We start from the raw sequence: 20588 nt of genomic DNA on the forward strand, positions 1-20588 counted from the left end.
GCTGGATACTCCAGAAGATAGGGGGTCAGGCGCGGTCGAACAGATGGCCGTAGCGCGCATAATAGTCGGCGAGCCGTTCATGCACCTCGCCCGGATCGATGCCGAACTGGTCGGGGCTGTGCCTGTGCTTACCGAGGCGGCTGGCGGCAGGATTGTTCGTCAGGAACTCCACGATGCGGTCACGATGGGGGTCGGTGAATGGCAGGCCGAACCGGTCGTAGATGCGCTCAATCGTCGCCATCGGGTCAGCGACGATATCGCGATGGGCGAGGTCCAGGATGCGGCCCTCGATCGCTGCATCGTTGGCACGGGCCTGCGTCGCTCGCGCCAACCCCGCGCACCAGGTATCGACGACCGAGCGGCCGATCGCCTGAAGATCATTGGCGCCGCCGACCGCGGCCAAGAAGCCGGCGATCATGCTCGACAGCGAAGAAAGGGTCAGCACCGGATCGCGATGCGTCCACACCAGCATCGCGCCCGGATAGGTTTCCACCAGGCCCGGCAGGTCCATGAGATGCTGCGGCGATTTCAGCGTCCAACGGCCCCTTGGCCCTTTCCACTGGAAGTGCTGGAGCATCCGCTTGTGGGTGCGATATTGCCCTTCTGGCACGACGTCCTGCAGCCATCGGGCAAAGGCGGGCACGCCCAGTTCGGCCGGGAAATTGGTGCTGGCGAAATGCAGCATCATGCCATGGTTGCACTCGCCCGGCTGGGTGCAATCCATCCGCTGGATGTCGGCCAGTTGCGGCGCGTGCTTCAGCCAGTTTTCATAGATGGCCTGCACCTGCGCGATGCGCGGATCGCTGTCGAAACTGGATATTTCCGGCGCCGGCCAGGGGATATACCATTCCCATTCGCGCGGCGCCCGGGCCGCCGGATCGAGGCAAAGCAGGTCGTATGTGATCGTCGTCCCGGTGCGCGGCAGGCCGCAGACGATCAGCGGGTCGCCCACATCCTGCGCCACGATGTCAGGATGCAGCCGTTCGTCTTCGGCGAAGCGCAGCCGGGTCGCGAGCAGGCCGACGATTTTGTGATGCGCGGTCTCGCGTAACTGGGCGGACGGGTCCATCGCCTCGACTGCATCGACCAGCCGACGAAAGCCGGTCATGAAGGACAGGTCCGATCCAAAGTCCGACAGTCCGGTCACGGCGCGCGCTTCCGCGATCAGTGCATCGGCGGAAAGCGGCGCGCGCTCTGCGACAGCGCTTTTCATGAATGCCCTTCGACCGGCCACTGCCGCATGACTCACCTCTCCATTTTATTATTCCACACTGTATATTTATTGATTGGGGCATCGGTCAAGCGGGCAATTCGCTTTTACACGCAGCGGCCCGTTTTCAGGCCGCCTTGTCTTCCACCGGCGTTAGATTCTTCATGAAGACTACGAAATCCGGTCCGAGTTCGGGGATAGGCAGCCCCAGCTTTTCAGCCAGATACAGGGTCATGAAATTGTCGTTGAGCGATTTGTTGGTCGCGGGGATATTGCCGATGCCGACCTGCCGGTCGAAGGCGCCCACGGCGACCAGCGCCATACGGAGCGCCGCAACGATGTCATAGTAATCGAGATGCCCGGCCTTCTGGCCGCTTGCCGCTTCCCAGATGGCGATCGTCTCGTCCCTGGTCGGCAGGCCTTCCAGCCGAGTGATGCCGAAGCGACGGCCGAACAGATCGTCGAAATAGAGCCACCAGGCGAGGTCAAGCTCGGCCGGTCCCAGCGCCGCGAGTTCCCAGTCGATCAGCGCGTTGACCTGACCATCGGCGGAAAACATCACGTTCGATGGCGTGGGATCGCCCCACAGCACATTCACCCCCGCAACGGCCGGCATGTTGGCGCGCACATAGGCCATGGCTGCATCCACGATGGGCATGGCGCGGCCTCGGCCGGCCGCCTTGTGCCACGCTTCGAGCGCGCCGACATATTGATCAAGCCCTGGCTGCCCATTTTCAGGCTGGGCGAGAAATTCAAAGCCATCGCGCCAGTCGATCTTCGCCAGGCTGGCAAAGGCGTTGACGGCGTTCGTGAAGCTTTGCCGTCGCTGCGCCGGGCTCATCTCGACCAGCCAGCCCTCCAAATTATAGTTGGGCTTCTGCTTGGCGCATTCCCCTTCCACCTTGCCCATAACGAGGAAAGGCAGGCCGAGAATATCGGGGTCGAGATGCATGCCGATCCAGGGCGGGACGGGCAGGTCGCCCCGCGCATCGAGCGCCGCCATCATCTTGCCCTGTAGCGCCAGACTGCTGCCGAACACCACTTCCAGGTCCATCGGTTGACGGCGAACCACGAGCGTCTGGCTCTGGGGACCGGCCGGATCGACATAGTCGACGTCGACGAAAAAGATGTCCGCCGAAAAGCCTGCGCCCAGCGTCACATCGAGCGGGCGAACGCGAATGTCGTGCCATTCGGGCTTTTCGCCCGCCAGCCAGTCTTGTAACTGGACGGTGAGACGATCGGGGGTCAGCAATTCCATGATTACAGCCCCTTCCCCGCCAGCGCGCGCTTCAGTTCTGTGGTGAGCGGCCCCATATCCTTGGGCGACGAGCCGTGCAGCAGGATTTCATCGGCGCCCGCGTCCAGAAAGGCCATTAGCTGGTCGGCGCACTGGGCTGCGGTCCCCACGGCAGCGCCTTCATCCAGCCATTGCTGCGGAATGAGACGACTGACATCGACCAGTTCCTGCCGTGTATAGGCCTGATCCGCCGGCTTGCCGTTGAGGCCGGCGATTTTGGGATGGGCGCGGATATCCTCCAGCACCTTCGTGTCCCATCCATTGATGTCGACGATCAGGTCGCCAAAGCCGGGCAGTTCGAAATAAGTGATGGCGCGGCCGCCGACGACGGCCTCCTCCTCCTCCTTGGGCAGGTCCGGGGCGACGATGATATTGTGATAGATGCGCACGGACATGGGATCACGGCCGGCCTTTTCGGCCGCGTCGCGGACAATCTTCGCGCTGTTCTTCACCCCCTGCGCCGACACGAAGGGATGCAGCAGCACGCCGTCGCAATGTTCGCCGGCAAATTCCAGGCTCTTGGGACCGATCGCGGTAAAGATGATCGGCGGCGGCGTGCCGCCATGACGATCGGTGAGGCTGATGGCGGGGAATTTGCCCAGCACGCCCTCATAATTGATCTTCTCGCCCGCCCAGAGACGCCGACAGATCGAGATCAGATCGGCCAGCCGTTCCATGGTGATCGGCGGCGAACCGAGCATTTTCATATAGGCCGGCACGGCCCGCGCGAACATCAGGCGGAACCGATCCCCGCTCATCGCCTGCATCATGTCGGCAACGCTGGCGGTGACGAGCGGATGGCGCATCGTCGCATACATGGTGCCGGTGATGCGAATCTTCGACGTGGCCTCGGCCACCGCGCCCGCCAGCACCGCCGGCTCCTTGAGCGCATAGCGTTCGGAAATCCACACGCAACCAAGGCCGATGCGCTCCGCTTCCTTCGCTTCGTCGATGCCGCGACGCGGATCGTTGACGCGGCCTGGCAGAATATAGGTGCCGAACTTGTCGAAAAGCGCCCGTGCGCCCGGTTCCACCGCTTCCGTCATTCCCATGTCCTCTCAAATATTTGCCATTGCATTGCCGTTGGGAGGAGCATTGGCAACCTGTCAAACGACAGGTCCGGGGTGCACCTCGACATAGAGGCGGGTGAGCTTGAGCGCCGCGATTTTCCACTGACCGTCCCGACGCACATAGCGTTCGGTATAATGGCCGAAACCGGTGATCGACTGGCCGCCGGGGATCGGGCATTTGCCCGGCGCCCAGACCACCCGGTCCTGCATCGCCGTGATCATGTCCGCCTCGTCGCCGCGCAGGTCGATCTCCGAGGAGTGGATTTGATGCGCCGACCGCGCATCGATGACCGCGGAGCGCACCTGCTCCAATATCGCGGCGTGCCCGCTCATCGGCGGGTTGCCGGTATCCTCCTCGACGTCCAGCACCGCATCGGGAGTGAACAGAGAGAGAAATCCGTCCCAGTCCTTGGTATCGAGAAAGCGGCAATAGCGCGCCTTCACGTTGCGGATCGCTTCATAGTCGAGCAACCTGGTCAGTTCTTCGCTCATTTAGTCCTCCATCACCAGATGATGCGCGTGTGCGCGCGGAGGGTGCGTTCGCGGATCGCTTCCGCGCGTGCGTCCGGCGTCACCAGCGCGGTATCGGCGGGCAGATGGCTGCGCACGTCGGCCAGCTTGACTTTCTTCATCGTCGGTGTGGGCCGCTCGTCGGTATTGAACCAGCGCCCCTGTACCGCGCCGCTGGCATAACCCGACGTGTCCAGCCAATTGTGGACGCCAGGGTCGCGCGCGGAAATGACCGCACGGAAATAGCCGTCGCCATCGAGCACGGCTTGCGCCGCGTTGAGACTGGACTGGTTATGATACCAGTCGGTCGTCTCATAAAGTTCGTTGGTCAGTATCAGCGACCAGTAGTCGACCTCCTTGGGGATCTTCACCTCGGTAATCAGCGCCTCGTAATCGGCGAGTTCGTAAGCGCCCTCATAATAGGACTGTCGGGCAAGACCGGTCATCTGTGAGAAGTCGACCACCTTGAGCGTATTGATCAGCCCTTCGTCGCGCAGCTTCTGCACCTTGTCTGGAAAGGCCAGCGCGCAGACGGCGGCCGTGGCGGGAATTTCGGCAAAGCGATGCGCCAGTTGCGCCAGCGTGGGGCGTCCCTTGGCGGCGTGATCGGCGTCCAGGCGCACGATGCCGAAGCGCGGTTCGCGCTCGACGCCCCAGTCGCAGGCGACGATCCGAACCATCAGCTTCTCGGTCGCGGGTTTCAGTTCCCACCAGTCGCCATCATAGTCGGCCGGACGGGTCGGTGAGAGGATGACATCGAACGTCCCGTCAGCCCCGATATGCAGATCGTTGAAATCATTGGCGTCCTGCGCGGGATGATGCTGCCCTGTGCGCAGCGTGTCCGGGCCGAGCTGGGCCAGGATCATCATTCGTGTCGTGCCGCGATCGCCCCGGATGCGATAGGTGCCGCCCTTTTCGATCAGCGCCGCCTTGTAAATGGTGTCCGCATTGGGCTGAAAGATATTCTGGCAGATATTGAGTTCGGGTACGAAGATCGGGTGACTGCGATCATGCATGATCGCGTCGTTGCTCGTGCGCAGCACGCCCGACAACAGCAGCCGCATCGATTCCTGCATGACGCGGGGATCGCTGCGCAACCTTTCCGGGATACGATCGCGCATCAACTGGCCCAGCGGACGAAGCTGGTCGAGCAAATCTTCCCATTCGAAAATGCCGTTGTCGCTCATCTCATTCTCCACCATATTCTTCCGGTCGACGGCGGACGCCCGGGCGATCCCGCCCGGCAGCAAAAGCCCGGCGAGGACGGCTGGCAGCCCAGCGCAGATTTCCCGCCTAGTCTGTGGCAAGCAATTGCCTCAGCGCAGCACGCCGTTCCGCGTCGACGCCTGCCGCCTCGAAATACCCTTCAATGCCGCCCCATCGCGTCGCGACCATATCGAGCGCGCTCAGGAGAAAATCATCCTGAACGCCGATCAGGATGGCCACCATGTCGTCGGGCGGCACGAAGCCGAAGGTGTTTTGCAGATCGCGCTTGAGATGACCCGACACGCGCAGATTCTGGCCGAATATGTCGGACTTGCGATAATCCTCCATAATCATGGGACGCGGCACGGCGAGCAGGTCGAGAAACAGGGCGACGACGACGCCGGTCCGGTCCTTACCTGCGGTGCAATGGACCAGCATCGGCGTGTCCTGCGCCAGCAGCGCATCGACCATCCGCGACAGGTGTGGCAGAAAGGCCTGCGGCATTAGGCCATAATTGTGCGTCATCACCTCGACGGCGCGCGCGGCGGTCGGCTCACGACCGAGCGACAGCCACATGTCCTCGCCCTGCGCGCGCAGGTCGGTGTTCATGTCGAGGTCGAGCATACGGCAATCCGGGCCGCACCAGCCATGCGGCGCCGCATCCCTTTCGATCGTCGATCGGAGGTCCGCCACCGAGCGGAAGCCCAGATCCGACAGCTCCGCATGATGATCCTCGAAGAAACTCGCCGGCCCTTCGGAGCGGAACAGGATGCCGGACCGGACCTGCCCTCCGTCCGCGGTCGGCAGGCCTCCAATGTCGCGGAAATTGAGGCGGGACAGGGCGATGGTCATACAGTCAGTCCTTCACGGGCGGATAGGTAGGGACGACGGCACGCATCTGCGCCAGAAGGCCGGGCGCCATCCAGACATGCTCGACATAATGGCCCAGCGTCGCGCGCTCGTCTGTGTAAATATAGCGCAGCGAGTCGCCCAGCGCGCCTTCGAACACGACCGGGTGCCGCGTCAGGTCGAGCGAAGCGACATGGGCGTCCCAATGGGCAAGCGGTCCGTCGATCCGGGTCGCGACATGATGAAAGCGAATGGCCAGATCGTTGCCCTCGGGCAGAAAATCGCTGAACAAGGGGGCCGTGTCGCCCACCGGCTCGATCAGTTCGACCTCGACGCCGCCGACCACCGCCAGCGCGATCTTGAGCACTGGCTTGCCGGTCGGATCTTCGCCGGGCTGGATGTTCGATAATTCGAAGAAGCCGGGTGTGCCATAAGCGTCCTTGAGCGTGGCCATCGCCGCGTCGAGATCGTTGGTGACATAGGCGACCTGGCAATGCTGGCTGTGGGGCCGGGCGAACATGCATATCTCCTGCTAATATCGACAGTCAGGCCGTAAAAGCCCGGCGCGGCACCTGCCGCTCGGTCAGTTGGCGGACATCTTGCCGCCGTCCACGACCAGTGTGTCGCCGGTGTGGTAGGCCGCCATATCGCTCGCGAGATAGACGACCGCGCCTTCCAGATCGGACGGCTTGCCCGCCCGCCCGAGCGGGGCCTTCGCTGAGACCACGTCTGCGATCATCTTGCCGACCTCCGGATCGGCAAATGTCATTTCGGTTTCGATGAAACCCGGCGCGATGACGTTGCAGCGCACGCCGATCGGACCGAGTTCGGCCGCCAGCGCCTTGCCAAGGGCGTTGAGCGCGCCCTTGGCGATGCCGTAATGGGCCATGGTCGGCACGCCCTGGAAGATCGAGCCGCTGCCGCAGATGATCAGCGAACCGCCAGGGTCGCCGGCTTCCGCGCGCGCCTTCATGTGCCGCGCGCCCTCCCGCAGGGTGAAGACGGCGCCGTCGAGATTGACGTCGATCAGCTTGCGATAGGTGGCGACGTCCATGTCGGTGAACGGCACCCGGCTGGCAATGCCCGCATTGGCGACCACCGTGTCGACCCGGCCCATGGCATCGAGCGCGCGGGCGAAGCCGGCGACGATCGCGGGCTCGCTGGACACATCGACGACATCGGCGAAGACCCGCACCCCATGCGCTCGCAACGCCGCCGCCGCCTCTTCATTCCTGTCGGCCCGCCGCCCCCAGAGGATGACGTCGCTGCCGGCACGGGCAAGGCCACGGGCAAAGCCGAAACCCAGCCCCGAATTAGCGCCCGTGACCAGCGCCACCTTGCCGCTCAGATCGAACAGATTTTCCGTCACGTCCATTCTCCCGATGGCCGCTCGAACGGCGGCGGCGCTTTGGCGCAACATTGCTGGCGACCGGGCCGATGAACAAGCGGCCCCAGTTTCTCGATCGTGCCAATGCCATCGCGAAACGGCCTTGGCTTCAATGCATCACGCCCTCTCGGAATTGCCGCGGCGTCAGTCCGGTCGCCTTGCGGAAGGCCGCCGAAAAGGCGGCCGGGCTGTCGAAGCCGCAATCCCAGGCGATAACCTTGATCGCCGGACTAGCCTGACGCAACAACTGCTTCGCCCGGCTGATCTTGCGGTCGGCGACGTAGCGGGTGAGCGTCTGCCCTGTGGCGATCTTGAACTGGCGGAAGAAATGGCGGGTGGAAAGGCCGCATTCGGCAGCGAGTTCGGCGACGGACGGGGGTTTCCCCGGCTGTTCGACGCGATCGTCGATGCGTTGAAGCTGAGTACGGGACATGCCCCCTCCCCTCGTATCGCTAGCGCGCACCGAACCGCGCAGATAGCGCTGCAATTCGATCGCGGCCTGAAGCCATATCGCCTGCGTCAGTATCTCGCTGCAAAAGCCGGGTTGCGCAATCTCGCCCGCAATGCTCCGCAGAGCTTCGCGCACGGCGGGGCTGCGCACGTCGAGCGAGGCCTGCAACGCGTCGCTCGACAGGTCCGGCTCGTCATGATCGAAGCCCATCCCGTCGAAGCCGCAGCATATGGATGTCTGCTCACCCTCGCCCCACTCGGTATGCAGTTCGCTTCGCGCCGGAACGAACAGCACGTCGCCCAGGGCGCTGGCCCTGCCCTGTTCCATCCCGCCATAACCGCCGCAAGGACGACCCGGGCGAGGGGATAGCGCAAAATCGAGAAAGCTGCGCGGCGACGAAAAGACCCCGCCCTGCTGGCCGCGGAAGCGATAATGATGCAATTCCATTACGACGCCGGGCAGCGCGATCCGACCCCGGACCGTGCATTCCATGGTCGGCGTGACGGGCAGATCATAGACGTGGGAAACAGCGTTCATCCAACCTCTCCGAACAGTTTCGCCTGTCGCGATACCATCGCTGCATAGCATGGCGCTTTTGGGGACCATTTGGCGCAGCGGCTATGGCTACGCACCTTGCGGAAGAAAGGGTCCGCGCTTCTAGATGGCGCATCGAAAAGAGGAGAGCAGCATGGGCAGTGCCGTGCAGGAAGAGGCCGCGAGCCGTATCATCATCGACATTACCGACCTGCATCACCCCGTGCTAACCGATGTCCAGAAGCAGGTAATCGCCGGGGCCGAAGCGGTGGCGGACCAGATCGTGCTGAAGCCGACCGCAATCCTAACTGCGGCGCAGGCGCAGACCGGGCTGTCGGATTTCGGCGCGGAGGATTTTCGCGAGCGGCTGGCCGTCTGGTGCCAGGCGGTGGACGAGGACGACAACGCATCCGCCGTCACGCGCGCCAACCTGTTCCAGATGATGATCCGCTTCGCCGCGACCCGCCTGCGGATCGAGGACATGGTGAAGCGCCACCCGGAGATATTGGACATCCAGATCGACCGGCCGATCATCGTCGCGGGCCTTCCCCGATCGGGCACGACGCATCTGCTCGGCCTGCTGTCGGCCGATCGCCGCTTCCGCTCGCTGCCCTGGTGGGAAGCGATCGCGCCGGTTCCCGCCCCGGACGAAACCCCGACGGACGAGGACAGCAATCCGCGCTGGACCAAGGCGGAACAGGGCTGGCGGATGATGGAATCCATCCTGCCTTATATGGCGATCATGCACGAATTTTCGCCCGATCATATCAGCGAGGATATCGAGCTTCAGGCGGTCGATTTCTCCTCCTATCTGATCGAGTGGCTGGCGCATGTGCCGCGCTGGCGCGACTATTATCTGAGCCACGACCAGTCGGGCACCTATGCCTATCTGAAGAAGGGCCTCCAGGTCCTGACCTTCCTGAACGGACCGAACCGCTGGGTCATTAAATGCCCGCAGCATATGGAGCAGTTGCCCGCCCTCTATAAGACCTTTCCCGACGCTACCTTCGTCCTGACCCATCGCGATCCGGTCGGGTCCATCCGGTCCCAGCTCACCATGTACAGCTATGCGGCGCGCATGTTCCGCAAGACGATCGATATTCAAGAGCCGCTCGGCTACTGGCCCGACCGCTATGAAAAGCTGCTCCGCGCCTGCGTGCGGGATCGCGACATCCTGCCCCCCGACCAGACGATCGACGTCTATTTTCATGACTGGATCAGGCATCCTGATCCGATCCTGAAGGAGATTTATCGCATTGCCGGCATCCCGCTGACCGATGAGGCTCTAGCCGACCTGCACGACTATCTGGCCGAACATGGCGAGCAGGCCAAGGGCAAGATCGTCTACGATTTGGAGCGCGATTTCCATGTGACCGGCGAGGAATTGCGCCGCCCGTTCGCTTTCTATTTCGAGCGGTTCCCGGTGCAGGTCGAGGTGAAATAGCAGAGTTCATGACCTGCCTTTCGACAGGATAGAAATCACCGCCCCCTGATTAGAACGGGGTATTACTTTCGATTCCACCAGAGGAATGCCATGCCCGAATTGAATGTCATTACCCGTGACGGCGCACAGCAGACGATCAATGCATCCGCGAATAGCTCGGTAATGGAAGCCATAAGAGATTCCGGTTTCGATGAGTTGCTGGCGCTGTGTGGCGGCTGCTGTTCCTGCGCGACATGCCATGTCTATGTCGACCCCGCCTTCGCTCAATCCCTGCCCCCGGTATCGGACGACGAAAGCGATCTGCTGGATGGATCGCCGCACCGCAACGACTATTCACGCCTGTCCTGTCAGGTCATGATGACGGAAGCCCTATCGGGCCTTACGATCACCATCGCTCCTGAAGACTGAGCACAACACCAATCCTGAATGTATGAGAGAGGACTATCGTGGCCTGGAAAGAAGATATTCGTGAACAGCTGGACGTGTCGGATTCGACCGTGCTGACCGACAAGCAGAAGCAGATGGTCAAGCATTGGACCGACCTGCAGGAAACCCTGAACGCCGGCGATTTTGACGGCATGGATCGGTTTTTCCATCCCGATTTCCGATACGGCAACCCCAACCGGCCGGATCTGGGCACCTATGAAGAGTGGAAGACCTCGCCGGTCGCGCTCTACAAGACCTTCTTCCCCGCCGCTTACAAGACCATCGACGCGGTCGGCAAGGGCGACGACGAGATCTGGATCTACGCCACCCACTATTGCAAGCATGTCGGCGGTCCCTATATGGGCGTGCAGCCGACCGGCAACGAGTTCCAGGTGAACTGGTTCTCGATCGTCAAGTTCAAGGACGACAAGATCGTCAGCATCTTCAGCATTTCCGACGTGCTGACCATGCTGAAAGACATCGGCGTAGTGGAAGTCCCTCAGCCGGTCGACCCCTACAAGTAAACAACAGATGTGCTACTGTTCTTCTTCCGCTCCGGTCAGGCGATCGGCGGAAGGAGGGCAGCGAGCAGGAAGGCGGCCAGCCTGTCCGCATGTTCGGCGGCATGGACATCATCCACTTCCCGCCCAGCCCCCAGCCGTTCCTGCATCGGCACGGCGCAGAAATAATAGCCGACCCCCTGCACCAGCAACGCCATCAATGCGGCCGTCGACAAGCCATGAACCGGCCGCTGGAGCCGCACCGCGTCGAGCAGGCCGTCGAGCCGTTTCTGGAACGGCAGCACGAAATGTTCGACGATATGATCCAGCCGCCAGGTCGAACGGCAACCTTCCACATTGGTCAGCGACACGATATCGCCATTGTTCGTCGCCCAGAGGCAGAAACGCTGGATCAGATGGCGCAGCCGAACTTCCGGATCAGCCGGTTCGTCAAAGGCGGCTTCGACGAAGGGCGAGGCCTGCGCCATCCGCCAGTCGACCGCGCGTACCCACAAATCTTCCTTCCGGCCAAATCGGACATTCAGGAGATTGTGACTGACCCCCAGCCGCTTCGACAGATCACGCAGCGTCGTGCCCTCATAGCCGCGTTCCGCGAAGGTCGCGAAGGCCAGACCCAGTAGCTTGTCCTCGTCCACGGCCTGGGCGGCATTGAGCGCGGGGCGACCGCGTGTGCGCTGGGGGCGATCGAGCATCAGCAAATCCATAGCGAAAAGACGTTGACATATAAATTGTCATCCGTCAATTTAATCGAAAGGAGAGTGGATAGCGCTATGAGTCTCGATTCTGATCTTTGGTGGGCTGTCGCAAGGTCCGAGGAAGTGACCTCTCAAAAGCCCCTGTCCGTCGACATCGGCGATCAGCCGGTCGTGTTGTGGCGCGACAATCAGGGTATCGCCCGCGCGCTGGAGGATCGCTGCCCGCATCGTCGCGCGCCTCTGTCGCTCGGCTGCATCCGGGACAATGGCCAGATCCAGTGCGGCTATCATGGCTGGAGCTATGACGGCGAGACGGGGCGGCTCAAAGAAATCCCGAACATGAAGGATCAGCAGAAATTCCCGCCGATCTACAAGGCCAATGCCTTTGCGGTGACCGAACAGGCCGGCTTCGTGCGGGTCTGCCTCAACCCCAAGGCGCAGGCGCCGCTGAGCGCCGACCCGAAATATACCTATGTCGGCACCGTCAACGTCAGTTGCAGCCATCAGGAATATCTCAACGCTCTCTATGATGACCCCAGCCTGATCCTGTCGATCCGTGGTGTCCGCTTCAGCCCCTATCTGATGTCGGAACTGCACGAGGAAAACGGCCTGCTGGTGATGGAGCGCAACTGCCAGTGGCATCCGCTGCATTGGCCGTCGCACTTCGTGGCCGAATTTCCGCTCACCCTGCTGACGCGCACCCATCCGCTGACCGGCGAAACGCAACTGACGCTGCGTGACGACCAGTTTAACGATCTGCTCCATGCCGTCCTCTCGCCCGTGCCTTCGGCGCGGGGCGTGACGGCGGTACGCTGGCGCGCCGAACTGGGCGTGCGCCATCCAGGTGTGCGGGGCGCCGTGCTGCGCGGGATCAATCCGTTGTCGGTTCTCGCGTCGGTTGACGGATCGAAATTGCGCGCCACCAAGCCCACCGTCTCGCTGCATGGCGAGGATTTGCGCAAGGTGATGCTGGAAACCACGCCAGCGACCCATGATCAGACCGTAGCGGCCTGAAGGAGGATTTGAAGATGCTCGAAACCGCCGATCGTCCCGTCTCGCACGACGACAATTCCGCCGCGCCATCGGGTGGCAGCCCGATCGCGCTGAATGCCATCAACCGCTGGGTGCCGCATAATCTGGTGATGCGCGACAGCTGGTTTCCGGTAGCGCATGATTATTCCGTGACCGGCAAGCCCGTCCGTCGCGCCGTCTATTCACACCCCATCTTCCTGTGGCGCGACAATGGCGTCGCCGGGGCGAGCGAGTTCCATCCCAATGAGCGGATCGCCCGCGACAAGAGCGAGTTCACCAACGCCCAGGGCCGCTATCCGGTAATGGAGCATTATGGCGTCGTCTGGGTATGGTTCGGCAATCCGCTGGCCGCCGATCCCCGCCATTTGCCCAGCCTGCCCTTCCTCCCGCCCAAGGGGGGCCTGCCGCGCCACATGACCGCGACCGTCCGTTTCGAAAGCTCAGCGCCGATCAGCCTGGAAAACCTGATCGACCTCACCCATGCCGACTTCCTGCACGCCGATGTCGTCGGCGACGAACGGTCGGACAGCGAGACAGTGGAAACCTTCTACGACAGCGAGACCGTCACGATGGTCCGCACCTGCGTCAACAAGTCGGTCGCGCCGGTGATGAAGTTCTTCAGCGGTATCAAGCAGCCGACCCAGAATGTGCGGCAGGTGATCCGCATCTATCTGCGTTCGCACTGCGCCATCGCCTATGGCCGGTTCAGCCCCGGCGACGATGTGCCGCTGTTCCACCCTTGCACGCCTGAAACGCGGGACCGCACGCGGATGGAAATGGTCATGAACACGTCCAACGCGGGACTGATGTTCCGTCATGTCATGCCCAAGGCAGGCTACAAGGTGTCGCGGCAGGACAGCTATATGACGTCCCCGCAAAGCCCGCGCTACATGCGCCATACCGACCGCAAGGACCTGCACAGCAAGTTCGACCAGGCCGGGCAGCGCTATCGCATGGCGATGATGGAGCTTGCGGACCGGCAGGCGAATGGCGATTTCGCCTATCGTGACAATGTCAGCGCCGATTGCAGCGACATCATTGGCCTGCGCAAGGAACTGTTCCAGTTCTGATCTGATCTCTCCCCATGGGCGGACGGCAGCGTCCGCTCTTTTTTCTTTTCGGAGACGCCATGTCCACGCTCGTCAATGCCGTCGGCGGTGAACGCCGCTGGTGGGCCGTCATGCCTACCCTGCCCGCCCCCGCCATGGCGGGCATCGGCCAGCAAATGGAACAGGCGGGTTTCGAAGGCTGCTTTTCGCTGCAGATTTACGGGCCGCCCTTCGTGCCGATGGCCGCTACCGCCGCGCTGACCGACAGCCTGAAGGTCGGCACGGGCGTCGCCATCGCGGGAACGCGCAGTCCGGTGGAGACCGCTTATGCGGCGATGGACGTCGATCGCATTTCCAATGGCCGTTTCGTGCTGGGGCTGGGCTCCAGCATCAAGAGCTGCGTCACGGGCATGTATGGGGAGCCGGAACGCAAGCTGCTGTCGCACCTGCGCGAAAGCGTCAAGGTCATCCGCTACGTCATCGCCAACGCGCATAAGGGGCTCGATCCGGTCGCAGGGGAATATTTCTCCGCCGATTTCGAGGAAATGATGCTGACCGCCCCGCCGGTGCGGGAGGAAATCCCGATCTGGATCGCAGCACTGCAGGACAAGATGACCGCGCTGGCGCTGGAGGTCGGCGACGGCCTGATGGTCCATGCCCTCTGGTCGGCAGCCTATACCAAGAGCCGCCTGCCTTTCATCACCGACACGCTGGCCCAATATGGCCGCAAGCGCGGGGATATCGAAATCAACGCCTGGCCGTGGATCGCGGTCAATGACGACAAGCAGAGGGCGATCGACGACAGCCGCGCCACCGTTGCGGCCTATTCGGGCTACAAGGAATATGAGCCCTTCTTCGAGGCGATCGGCTTCGGCGATCAGGCCCGCGCCTGCCAGCTCAGCCTGGGCGAGCATGGCGACATCGGCAAGGTCATCGGCAATGTTTCCGACGATATGGTCGAAGCCTTCGTGACCTGCGGGCCGGTGGACGAAGTGCTCGAAAAGATCGAGCCGTTCTGGGATGTTGTGGATTCGCTTTGCCCGATGACGCCCTATCGGGACCTGACCATGGAGCAGTTGACCGACTATAATGCGGGCCTGTTCAAGCTGGTGGCGACCGCCCGAGCGCGCGCGGGCATGGTTGCCGAACCGGCGTAGCAGCCTGCGGCCCTCTCAGAAGTTGAAACGGCAGAAGCCGGGATCGGGATATTCCTTATCCCGGCTTTTGCCGTTAACCCGCCCGAAAAGGATCATGCCAGCACCAGTGTCTCGGCCATGGCTTTGCCCGCGATGAAGCCGGTCACCATGGCCGGGCCGACATTGCAGCCATGGGCCGGCGACTTGCCGCGCCAAATGGAATTGGCGTCGAGTCCTGCGGCGAACAATCCCTCCACCGGCGCGCCATCGGTGCCGATCACGCGGCACTGCGCGTCGATCTTGAGGCCCACGGTCGTCGACCCGTCGCCCGGATGGATTTTGATGGCATAGAAGGGCGCGGTTTCCACCCGGCCCAGGCACGGGTTGGGCTTATGCTTGGGATCGCCGATCTCGATGTCGATCTGCGTGTCGCCCTTGCCGAAATCCGGATCCTTGCCGGTCTCGGCATAGCGGTTCATCTTCGCGACCGTCGCCATCAGGCCATCGACGTCCACCCCGATCTTGCCGGCCAGTTCGCGCAGGCTGGGCGCTTCCGTGACATAGCCCGCCGCGATCAACTTTTTCAGGCCGCCACCGCCGGGATAGACCATGCCCATGCCATATTTCTTGATGAAGGCGGCGTCGCCGATGATGTGGGCGGGCACGGTGCCGCTCTTGTGCATGGCCTCCACGAAATGGACCGAAGCCTCGTTCCCGAACCGCTCGCCCTTGGCATCGACCGCGATGCAGCCGGGCTTCGACATGTCGATCAGATGGGCATAGCGCGCGACATAGCCGTCCGGCCGCGTCATCTTCGACACCACGGCCCAAACCGCATTGACAAGATTGTCGCCGTCCAGCGAAGCGCCGGCATCCAGCCCCATATTCATCCCGTCGCCGGTATTTTCATAGGGGAGGATCGAGACATGCTCCTCGGCATAAGGGATGTAAGCCTTGCGCAACTGCTCGCTGGCGGAAAAGCCGCCCGACGCCAGAAGCACGCCGACCCGCGCCGCGATATCCTCGCCATTAACGCGCACACCGGTCACGCGGCCGGCCTTCACCAGCAACCGATCGACGGCGGCGTCCTTGCGGAGCGTGACGCCGGTATCGATCGCCGATCGGATCAGCCGCGCCGCCAGCGCGTTGCCCATGGTCAGCCGCGTACCGCGCGGATAGCGACGAACCTTATCCAGGCCGAACTTCGCGGCCAGCTTGCCGAAATGGAACAGCGACTTGGGCGAGGGCATTCCCGCCAGATAGGGTAGATCGAACATATCGATCATGAAGCCGCCCGGCGCATTGAACTCCTCGCGCGCGGGACGAAGATCGGCGAAATGATCGCCCAGTTTCTTACCGTCATATTCCTGCGGCGACAGCAGGCGGCCATGATCGGCCGCACCGGGGACTTCCGGATACCAGTCACTACTGGGCGGCGAGAGCAGGAAATGCACCTGGCTGTTCTGGTCCAGCCATTCCACCATTTCCGGACCGGCATCGAGATAGGCGTCGATCAGCGCGGGATCGGCCGTCGGTCCGATGACGTCCAGCACATATTGGCGCGCCACGGCGCGGCTGTCCTCGACACCGGCCGCCCTGGCCTGCGGACTGTCGGGGATCCAGATGCCGCCGCCCGAAACCGCAGTCGTGCCACCGAAATGTGCGGCCTTTTCCAACACCAGAACCGACAGCCCGGCAGACGCGGCCCTGATCGCTGCCGTCATGCCGGCCGCGCCCGATCCCACCACCACAACATCATATTCGGCCATCAAGTCCTCCCGATCCTTCTTTCGAGAACCAAGAGGGAAAAGCGCAGCCTTCCGCGCCTTTCCCCCGGCAGGTTTTCAGATTTTGGGCATGATTTCCTCGGCCACCCATTGGAGCCGATCGAGATATTCGGTCAGCCCGGATATCCCCGGCGGCAGAGGAACGATGGTTTCATTGACCCCCAATCCCTTCAACCAGCCCACCTGATCGATGACCTTCTGCGCATCCCGCGTTCCGGGCGCGCGCGGGTCATCCATGATCTCGTGATGGGCGCCGACGTTGAGCATTTCCAGTGCAAAGAACAGATCGATCGGCCGCCCGTCATATTCCGGCTGCGAACGGATGAAATCGAGGCATTCGGGGAATTTTTCCGGTGGCGTACGGAAGGGCGACCAGCCATCGCCGAATTTCGCCACCCGCCTGAGCACCGGTTCGGCGTCGCCCCCGAGCCAGATCGGCAAGCGCGGCTGCTGCACCGGCTTGGGCGCGAAACCGACATTCCTGAACCGAACGAATTCGCCTTCAAATTCGGGCTTTTCCGACGTCCACAATTCGATGATCGCGGCGATATACTCGTCGGCCATGCGTCCGCGCTGGTGGAAATCGACATTCAGCATGTCGAACTCTTCCTTCAGCCAGCCGACCCCGAACAGGGCCGTGGCCCGCCCGCCGCTCAGCCAGTCGAGGGTCGACCAGGCCTTGGCCTGAACGATCGGACTCTGCAGCGGCAGGATTGACACCGAGGAGCTCAATTTCATCGTCTTGGTGCGGCCGGCCAGGAAGGAGAGGGCAACCGTGCCATGGACATAATGGTCGCCTGACAGGCCAATATGATCTTGCGGAATGATGAAATGTTCGCCCAACATGCACTTGTTGAAGCCCAGTCGATCAGCCGTCGCCATCGCCTGTCCGATGTCGTCCCCGGTCAGGCTGTATTCCCAAGCTTGCGTCATTGCCGCGACATGCATGCTGTTGGGCACGCCCACGTTCAGTTTCATCGACCGATCCTCCCTGATTTCCAGATCGGCAGGTAGAATGGCCGGGATCGGTTCGACCACACCTTCCCTTGGGAAGGATAGCGCCGGTCAAGATTTCAGTCTTGCCGCGCACATATCATGCAGTTCAGCCAAATCGGCGGGCGTGTCGATATCGAAGCCAAGAGCGGCCCGTTCCACGATCGCGGCCCCCGGACGCTGCTGCCTGTGGGGCGTAAGGCTGTCCCGTCCGAAGGCGAAGCGGAAGGGGTTGGCGTCCCGGAGTGCCACCGCATTTGTGCCGCGGCCGTGCCGATCCGGCGCGAAGGCACAGCCGCGATCGTCAGCGGCAGTCAGCAAGGCCTGGACGTCTTGCACCGTCAGATGCGGCAAATCGGCATGGATCACGAGCAAGGGGCGATTGCCCAATTGCGCCCGCGCGCTCTCCAACTCTGGATTGAGGCCTCTGCCGCTGTCGGGCAACCAATGCGACGGCCATTCGGATACTTCCGTCGGCGCAAGAAGGTATAGGGAATTGATCGCATTCACATTGGACAGACAGGTCATGACCCGCGCGGCCATCGCCGACGCCAGCGCCATGCGTTCGGCCGGTTCCAGCGCTTCCCGAAGTCGCGACTTACTTTCCACACCCTGTTTCAAGGGGACGAGGGCAGCCCAGTCCGTCACGAACGAAAGCTGATCGCGAGATCGAGCGCCGCCTGCGCCACGCGAATCTTGTCATCCGGAGTCGTCATCAGGGTCGCACAACGCCCAACGACAATGTCCGGCGCCTCGCAACGGTCTCCGTTATCGATCAAGATGGCGTCGATCAGCCCGGCATAATGCCGGGCGATGCTGTCATTATCGACCGCCATGCTCAATTCCTGCATCAGCTTGGCGGTCGGGCCCTTGACCGCCGTGCCGCCGACAAGTGGAGACACGGCGATGACGGGCGCCTTGGTCTGTTTGATCGCGGAGCCTATGCCGGGCACCGCCAGTAACGGATCGATACTCAGAAATGGGTTTGATGGGGCCAGCAATACAGCGTCGGCCGACTGGATCGCCTCGATGACGCCCGGGGCTGGAACGGCGTGCGTGGCGCCCTCGAACATGATGTGTCGCACGGCCGGCGCGCAACGCTGTTCGACGAAATAGCGTTGAAACTCAAGCCGTCCCTGGTCCGTAACCAATATCGTCGCGAGCGCCTGGTCGCTCATGGGCAGTATCCGGGTGGCGATGCCCCACTGGGCGGCAAATCGCGCCGTGATCTGCGACAGGCTCTGCCCTTGCGTCAGGGCATGGGTCCGCGCCACATGCAGGGCCAGGTCGCCGTCGCCAAGCTGAAACCAGTCCTCCCCGTCCAATTCGCGAAGGGCCGCCATGAAGCCCCAGCTTTCGCCTTCCCGCCCCCAACCCTGCGCGCCATTCGCCTTGCCGGACAACGTATAGAGCAAGGTGTCGATATCGGGCGAAATGTGCAGCCCCATATGCCGGAAATCATCCCCGGTATTGACGATCGCCGTCAGCCCCTCGCCCGCCACGATGCGCGACAGACCCAGAACCAGCTTCGCGCCGCCGACGCCACCGGTCAGAACAACGACGCGCTTCATGCGAACAGATCTTCGTGAACGGGGCGCACCAGATCAGCGGCGGGGCGAGCCGGGCCGGTCAGCGGGCAACCCCGCACCAGCGCTGCCGGTATGCCTTCCGCGCCTTCCCCGGTGGCGAGACAGGCGGCCGTCGCGACGATATCGGCCAGGGCGACCTGGGTAACTTCAAGCGTCCGCCCGTCGCGATCCAGTTCGCCCCTTCGATCCTGCAACGCCGGCAATCCGGCGGCGCCGATGGCGACCGCCACCACGCCCATCCGCCAGGGTCGGCCAAAACTGTCCGAGATGACGACGGGCAGGCCCAGTCGGGCGTGCAGTTGCGACGCCGTTCCATCGGGATCGACCGGCAGGAGCAAGGCGCGATCGCCCTCCCCCGCCCCGATGTTGGACCGATCGATCCCGGCATTGGCCATGACATGGCCCAGCCGGTGCCGCGCGATCAGGACGTGGGGCACGGCGCGCAGGATGGCGCTGGATTCATCCAGCACCAGTTGCACCAGCCGCGCATCCTTGCGCGTGATATCGGCCAGGCGCTGCGCCTCTTCTCCAGGCTCCACATCAGCCAGCGACATGAAACGCCCCTCGGCCTTGGACACGATCTTTTGCGTCACGACCAGAAAGTCGCCGGCGTGGGGTTCAATGCCGCGCCGATCAAGCGCCACATGCAGAATGTCCGCCAGATCATCGCCCGGTCTGACCTCCCCAATTCCGGTCAACGGTACGATTTCGATCATCAAATACACCTCAAGCGTCGAGCGGGATCAAATCTCCTGTGATACGAATGCCCGCGCCGTCAACCTTATAGGTCTTGTTCATGAAAATGAGGATCGACGTCAGCGCCTCGGCGGCGGCGGAGTTTACCAGCGCGCCGCCGTGAAGCCCCCTCAATCCCATGGCATCGGCCAGCGCCACGATGCGACCCCGGGCATCCTTGTCGTCGCCGAAGACCAGTACGTCGCAGCCGACATCGATATCCTTGGCCAGCTTGTGCGCGGCGACATTGTGGAACGCGGACACGAGCGTCACGCCCTCTCCCAAAACCGCCTGCGCCTTTTGGGCGGCGGAGCCTTCGTCGGGCAACTGGACCCGCATCACCTTGGGCGGGACGAGGGGAACGGTCGTATCCACGACCAACTTGCCAACAACATGCGGTGCGATGTCGCGAAGTGTCGCCTCCTGCGCTGCGAAGGGCACCGTCACGATGATGATGTCCGCATTCGCGACGACATCCACATTGGCGCCGCCCCGCAGGCCATGCCCCAATTCCGGAGCGGCCTTTTCCGCACTTTCGGCGTTGCGCGATCCGATCGTAACAGGATAGCCGGCACGCGCCAGCCGCCAGGCGATTGCAGCGCCCAGATTACCGGTGCCGCCCACGACGGCGATGGCGGGAAGAGTCATATATTTTCCTTCAATGAAA

General features: G+C 62.7%; 22 protein-coding genes. 6 read left to right on the forward strand and 16 right to left on the reverse strand.

From position 1 onward, the window contains the following. Positions 1–25: 25 nt before the first annotated feature. The 9 genes from SKA58_RS16935 to SKA58_RS16975 form a co-directional block, all read right to left on the reverse strand. On the reverse strand, positions 26–1213 hold the full coding sequence (locus SKA58_RS16935; protein ID WP_009823711.1) for a sulfotransferase family protein: 1188 nt from the start codon (positions 1211–1213) through the stop codon (positions 26–28). Positions 1214–1337: 124 nt separating this feature from the next. After that, on the reverse strand, positions 1338–2468 hold the full coding sequence (locus SKA58_RS16940) for a phosphotransferase family protein (RefSeq protein WP_009823712.1): 1131 nt from the start codon (positions 2466–2468) through the stop codon (positions 1338–1340). Positions 2469–2470: 2 nt separating this feature from the next. Next, positions 2471–3559 (reverse strand): TIGR03857 family LLM class F420-dependent oxidoreductase, encoded by a 1089-nt coding sequence (locus tag SKA58_RS16945; protein WP_232209472.1) that lies wholly within the window; start codon positions 3557–3559, stop codon positions 2471–2473. A gap of 54 nt (positions 3560–3613) precedes the next feature. Beyond that, positions 3614–4069 carry a nuclear transport factor 2 family protein gene (locus SKA58_RS16950; protein WP_009823714.1) on the reverse strand — a complete coding sequence of 152 codons (456 nt, stop codon included), beginning with the start codon at positions 4067–4069 and terminating at the stop codon, positions 3614–3616. Between the two features lie 11 nt (positions 4070–4080). Continuing rightward, complete coding sequence (locus SKA58_RS16955) at positions 4081–5274, reverse strand: DUF1214 domain-containing protein (RefSeq protein WP_037544032.1); 1194 nt, start codon at positions 5272–5274, stop codon at positions 4081–4083. 106 nt (positions 5275–5380) lie between these two features. Beyond that, entirely contained in the window at positions 5381–6145 is a 765-nt protein-coding gene (locus SKA58_RS16960) for a tyrosine-protein phosphatase (RefSeq protein WP_009823716.1), read from the reverse strand. Between the two features lie 4 nt (positions 6146–6149). Continuing rightward, the gene (locus SKA58_RS16965; protein ID WP_009823717.1) at positions 6150–6662 is read right to left on the reverse strand and encodes a VOC family protein; all 513 of its coding nucleotides are present in this window, start codon (positions 6660–6662) and stop codon (positions 6150–6152) included. 63 nt (positions 6663–6725) lie between these two features. Beyond that, the gene (locus tag SKA58_RS16970) at positions 6726–7517 is read right to left on the reverse strand and encodes an SDR family NAD(P)-dependent oxidoreductase (RefSeq protein ID WP_009823718.1); all 792 of its coding nucleotides are present in this window, start codon (positions 7515–7517) and stop codon (positions 6726–6728) included. A 121-nt stretch (positions 7518–7638) separates the two neighbouring features. After that, complete coding sequence (locus tag SKA58_RS16975) at positions 7639–8517, reverse strand: helix-turn-helix domain-containing protein (protein WP_009823719.1); 879 nt, start codon at positions 8515–8517, stop codon at positions 7639–7641. A gap of 151 nt (positions 8518–8668) precedes the next feature. On the opposite strand from SKA58_RS16975, the gene SKA58_RS16980 reads away from it, so the two are divergent. The 3 genes from SKA58_RS16980 (at position 8669) to SKA58_RS16990 (ending at position 10908) form a co-directional block, all read left to right on the forward strand. Further along, on the forward strand, positions 8669–9958 hold the full coding sequence (locus tag SKA58_RS16980) for a sulfotransferase family protein (protein WP_037543846.1): 1290 nt from the start codon (positions 8669–8671) through the stop codon (positions 9956–9958). Between the two features lie 90 nt (positions 9959–10048). After that, a complete protein-coding gene (locus SKA58_RS16985; RefSeq protein WP_009823721.1) occupies positions 10049–10366 on the forward strand; it encodes a 2Fe-2S iron-sulfur cluster-binding protein in 318 nt (105 codons plus the stop codon). A 38-nt stretch (positions 10367–10404) separates the two neighbouring features. Continuing rightward, complete coding sequence (locus tag SKA58_RS16990; protein WP_009823722.1) at positions 10405–10908, forward strand: ester cyclase; 504 nt, start codon at positions 10405–10407, stop codon at positions 10906–10908. A gap of 35 nt (positions 10909–10943) precedes the next feature. On the opposite strand, the gene SKA58_RS16995 is transcribed toward SKA58_RS16990, so the two are convergent. After that, entirely contained in the window at positions 10944–11597 is a 654-nt protein-coding gene (locus tag SKA58_RS16995) for a TetR/AcrR family transcriptional regulator (RefSeq protein WP_231736431.1), read from the reverse strand. Between the two features lie 78 nt (positions 11598–11675). On the opposite strand from SKA58_RS16995, the gene SKA58_RS17000 reads away from it, so the two are divergent. Genes SKA58_RS17000 through SKA58_RS17010 form a run of 3 tightly spaced genes read left to right on the forward strand, consistent with a single transcriptional unit; the run spans position 11676 to position 14838 of the window. Continuing rightward, on the forward strand, positions 11676–12614 hold the full coding sequence (locus SKA58_RS17000) for a Rieske (2Fe-2S) protein (RefSeq protein WP_009823724.1): 939 nt from the start codon (positions 11676–11678) through the stop codon (positions 12612–12614). 14 nt (positions 12615–12628) lie between these two features. Beyond that, positions 12629–13702, forward strand: coding sequence for an oxygenase (locus SKA58_RS17005; protein WP_009823725.1), 1074 nt, complete (start codon positions 12629–12631; stop codon positions 13700–13702). A 59-nt stretch (positions 13703–13761) separates the two neighbouring features. Further along, positions 13762–14838 (forward strand): LLM class flavin-dependent oxidoreductase, encoded by a 1077-nt coding sequence (locus tag SKA58_RS17010; protein ID WP_037544038.1) that lies wholly within the window; start codon positions 13762–13764, stop codon positions 14836–14838. Positions 14839–14930: 92 nt separating this feature from the next. Here SKA58_RS17010 and SKA58_RS17015 read toward each other — a convergent pair whose 3' ends face one another. The 6 genes from SKA58_RS17015 to npdG form a co-directional block, all read right to left on the reverse strand. Beyond that, positions 14931–16586, reverse strand: coding sequence for an FAD-dependent oxidoreductase (locus SKA58_RS17015; RefSeq protein WP_009823727.1), 1656 nt, complete (start codon positions 16584–16586; stop codon positions 14931–14933). A 75-nt stretch (positions 16587–16661) separates the two neighbouring features. Beyond that, positions 16662–17642 carry a TIGR03619 family F420-dependent LLM class oxidoreductase gene (locus tag SKA58_RS17020; protein ID WP_009823728.1) on the reverse strand — a complete coding sequence of 327 codons (981 nt, stop codon included), beginning with the start codon at positions 17640–17642 and terminating at the stop codon, positions 16662–16664. Between the two features lie 27 nt (positions 17643–17669). Continuing rightward, positions 17670–18245: a 2-phospho-L-lactate guanylyltransferase gene (gene cofC / locus SKA58_RS17025; protein WP_082733356.1), complete on the reverse strand. Its 576-nt coding sequence runs from the start codon at positions 18243–18245 to the stop codon at positions 17670–17672. Further along, complete coding sequence (cofD, locus tag SKA58_RS17030; protein ID WP_009823730.1) at positions 18242–19168, reverse strand: 2-phospho-L-lactate transferase; 927 nt, start codon at positions 19166–19168, stop codon at positions 18242–18244. The genes cofC and cofD overlap by 4 nt, the downstream gene beginning before the upstream one ends. Beyond that, positions 19165–19902: a coenzyme F420-0:L-glutamate ligase gene (gene cofE / locus SKA58_RS17035; protein ID WP_037544043.1), complete on the reverse strand. Its 738-nt coding sequence runs from the start codon at positions 19900–19902 to the stop codon at positions 19165–19167. Before cofE ends, cofD begins: the two co-directional genes overlap by 4 nt. Positions 19903–19912: 10 nt before the next feature. Beyond that, positions 19913–20569, reverse strand: coding sequence for an NADPH-dependent F420 reductase (gene npdG / locus SKA58_RS17040; protein ID WP_009823732.1), 657 nt, complete (start codon positions 20567–20569; stop codon positions 19913–19915). Positions 20570–20588: the final 19 nt, after the last annotated feature.

Source organism: Sphingomonas sp. SKA58 (assembly GCF_000153545.1).
In the GTDB taxonomy this organism is placed as follows: Bacteria; Pseudomonadota; Alphaproteobacteria; order Sphingomonadales; family Sphingomonadaceae; genus Sphingobium; species Sphingobium soli.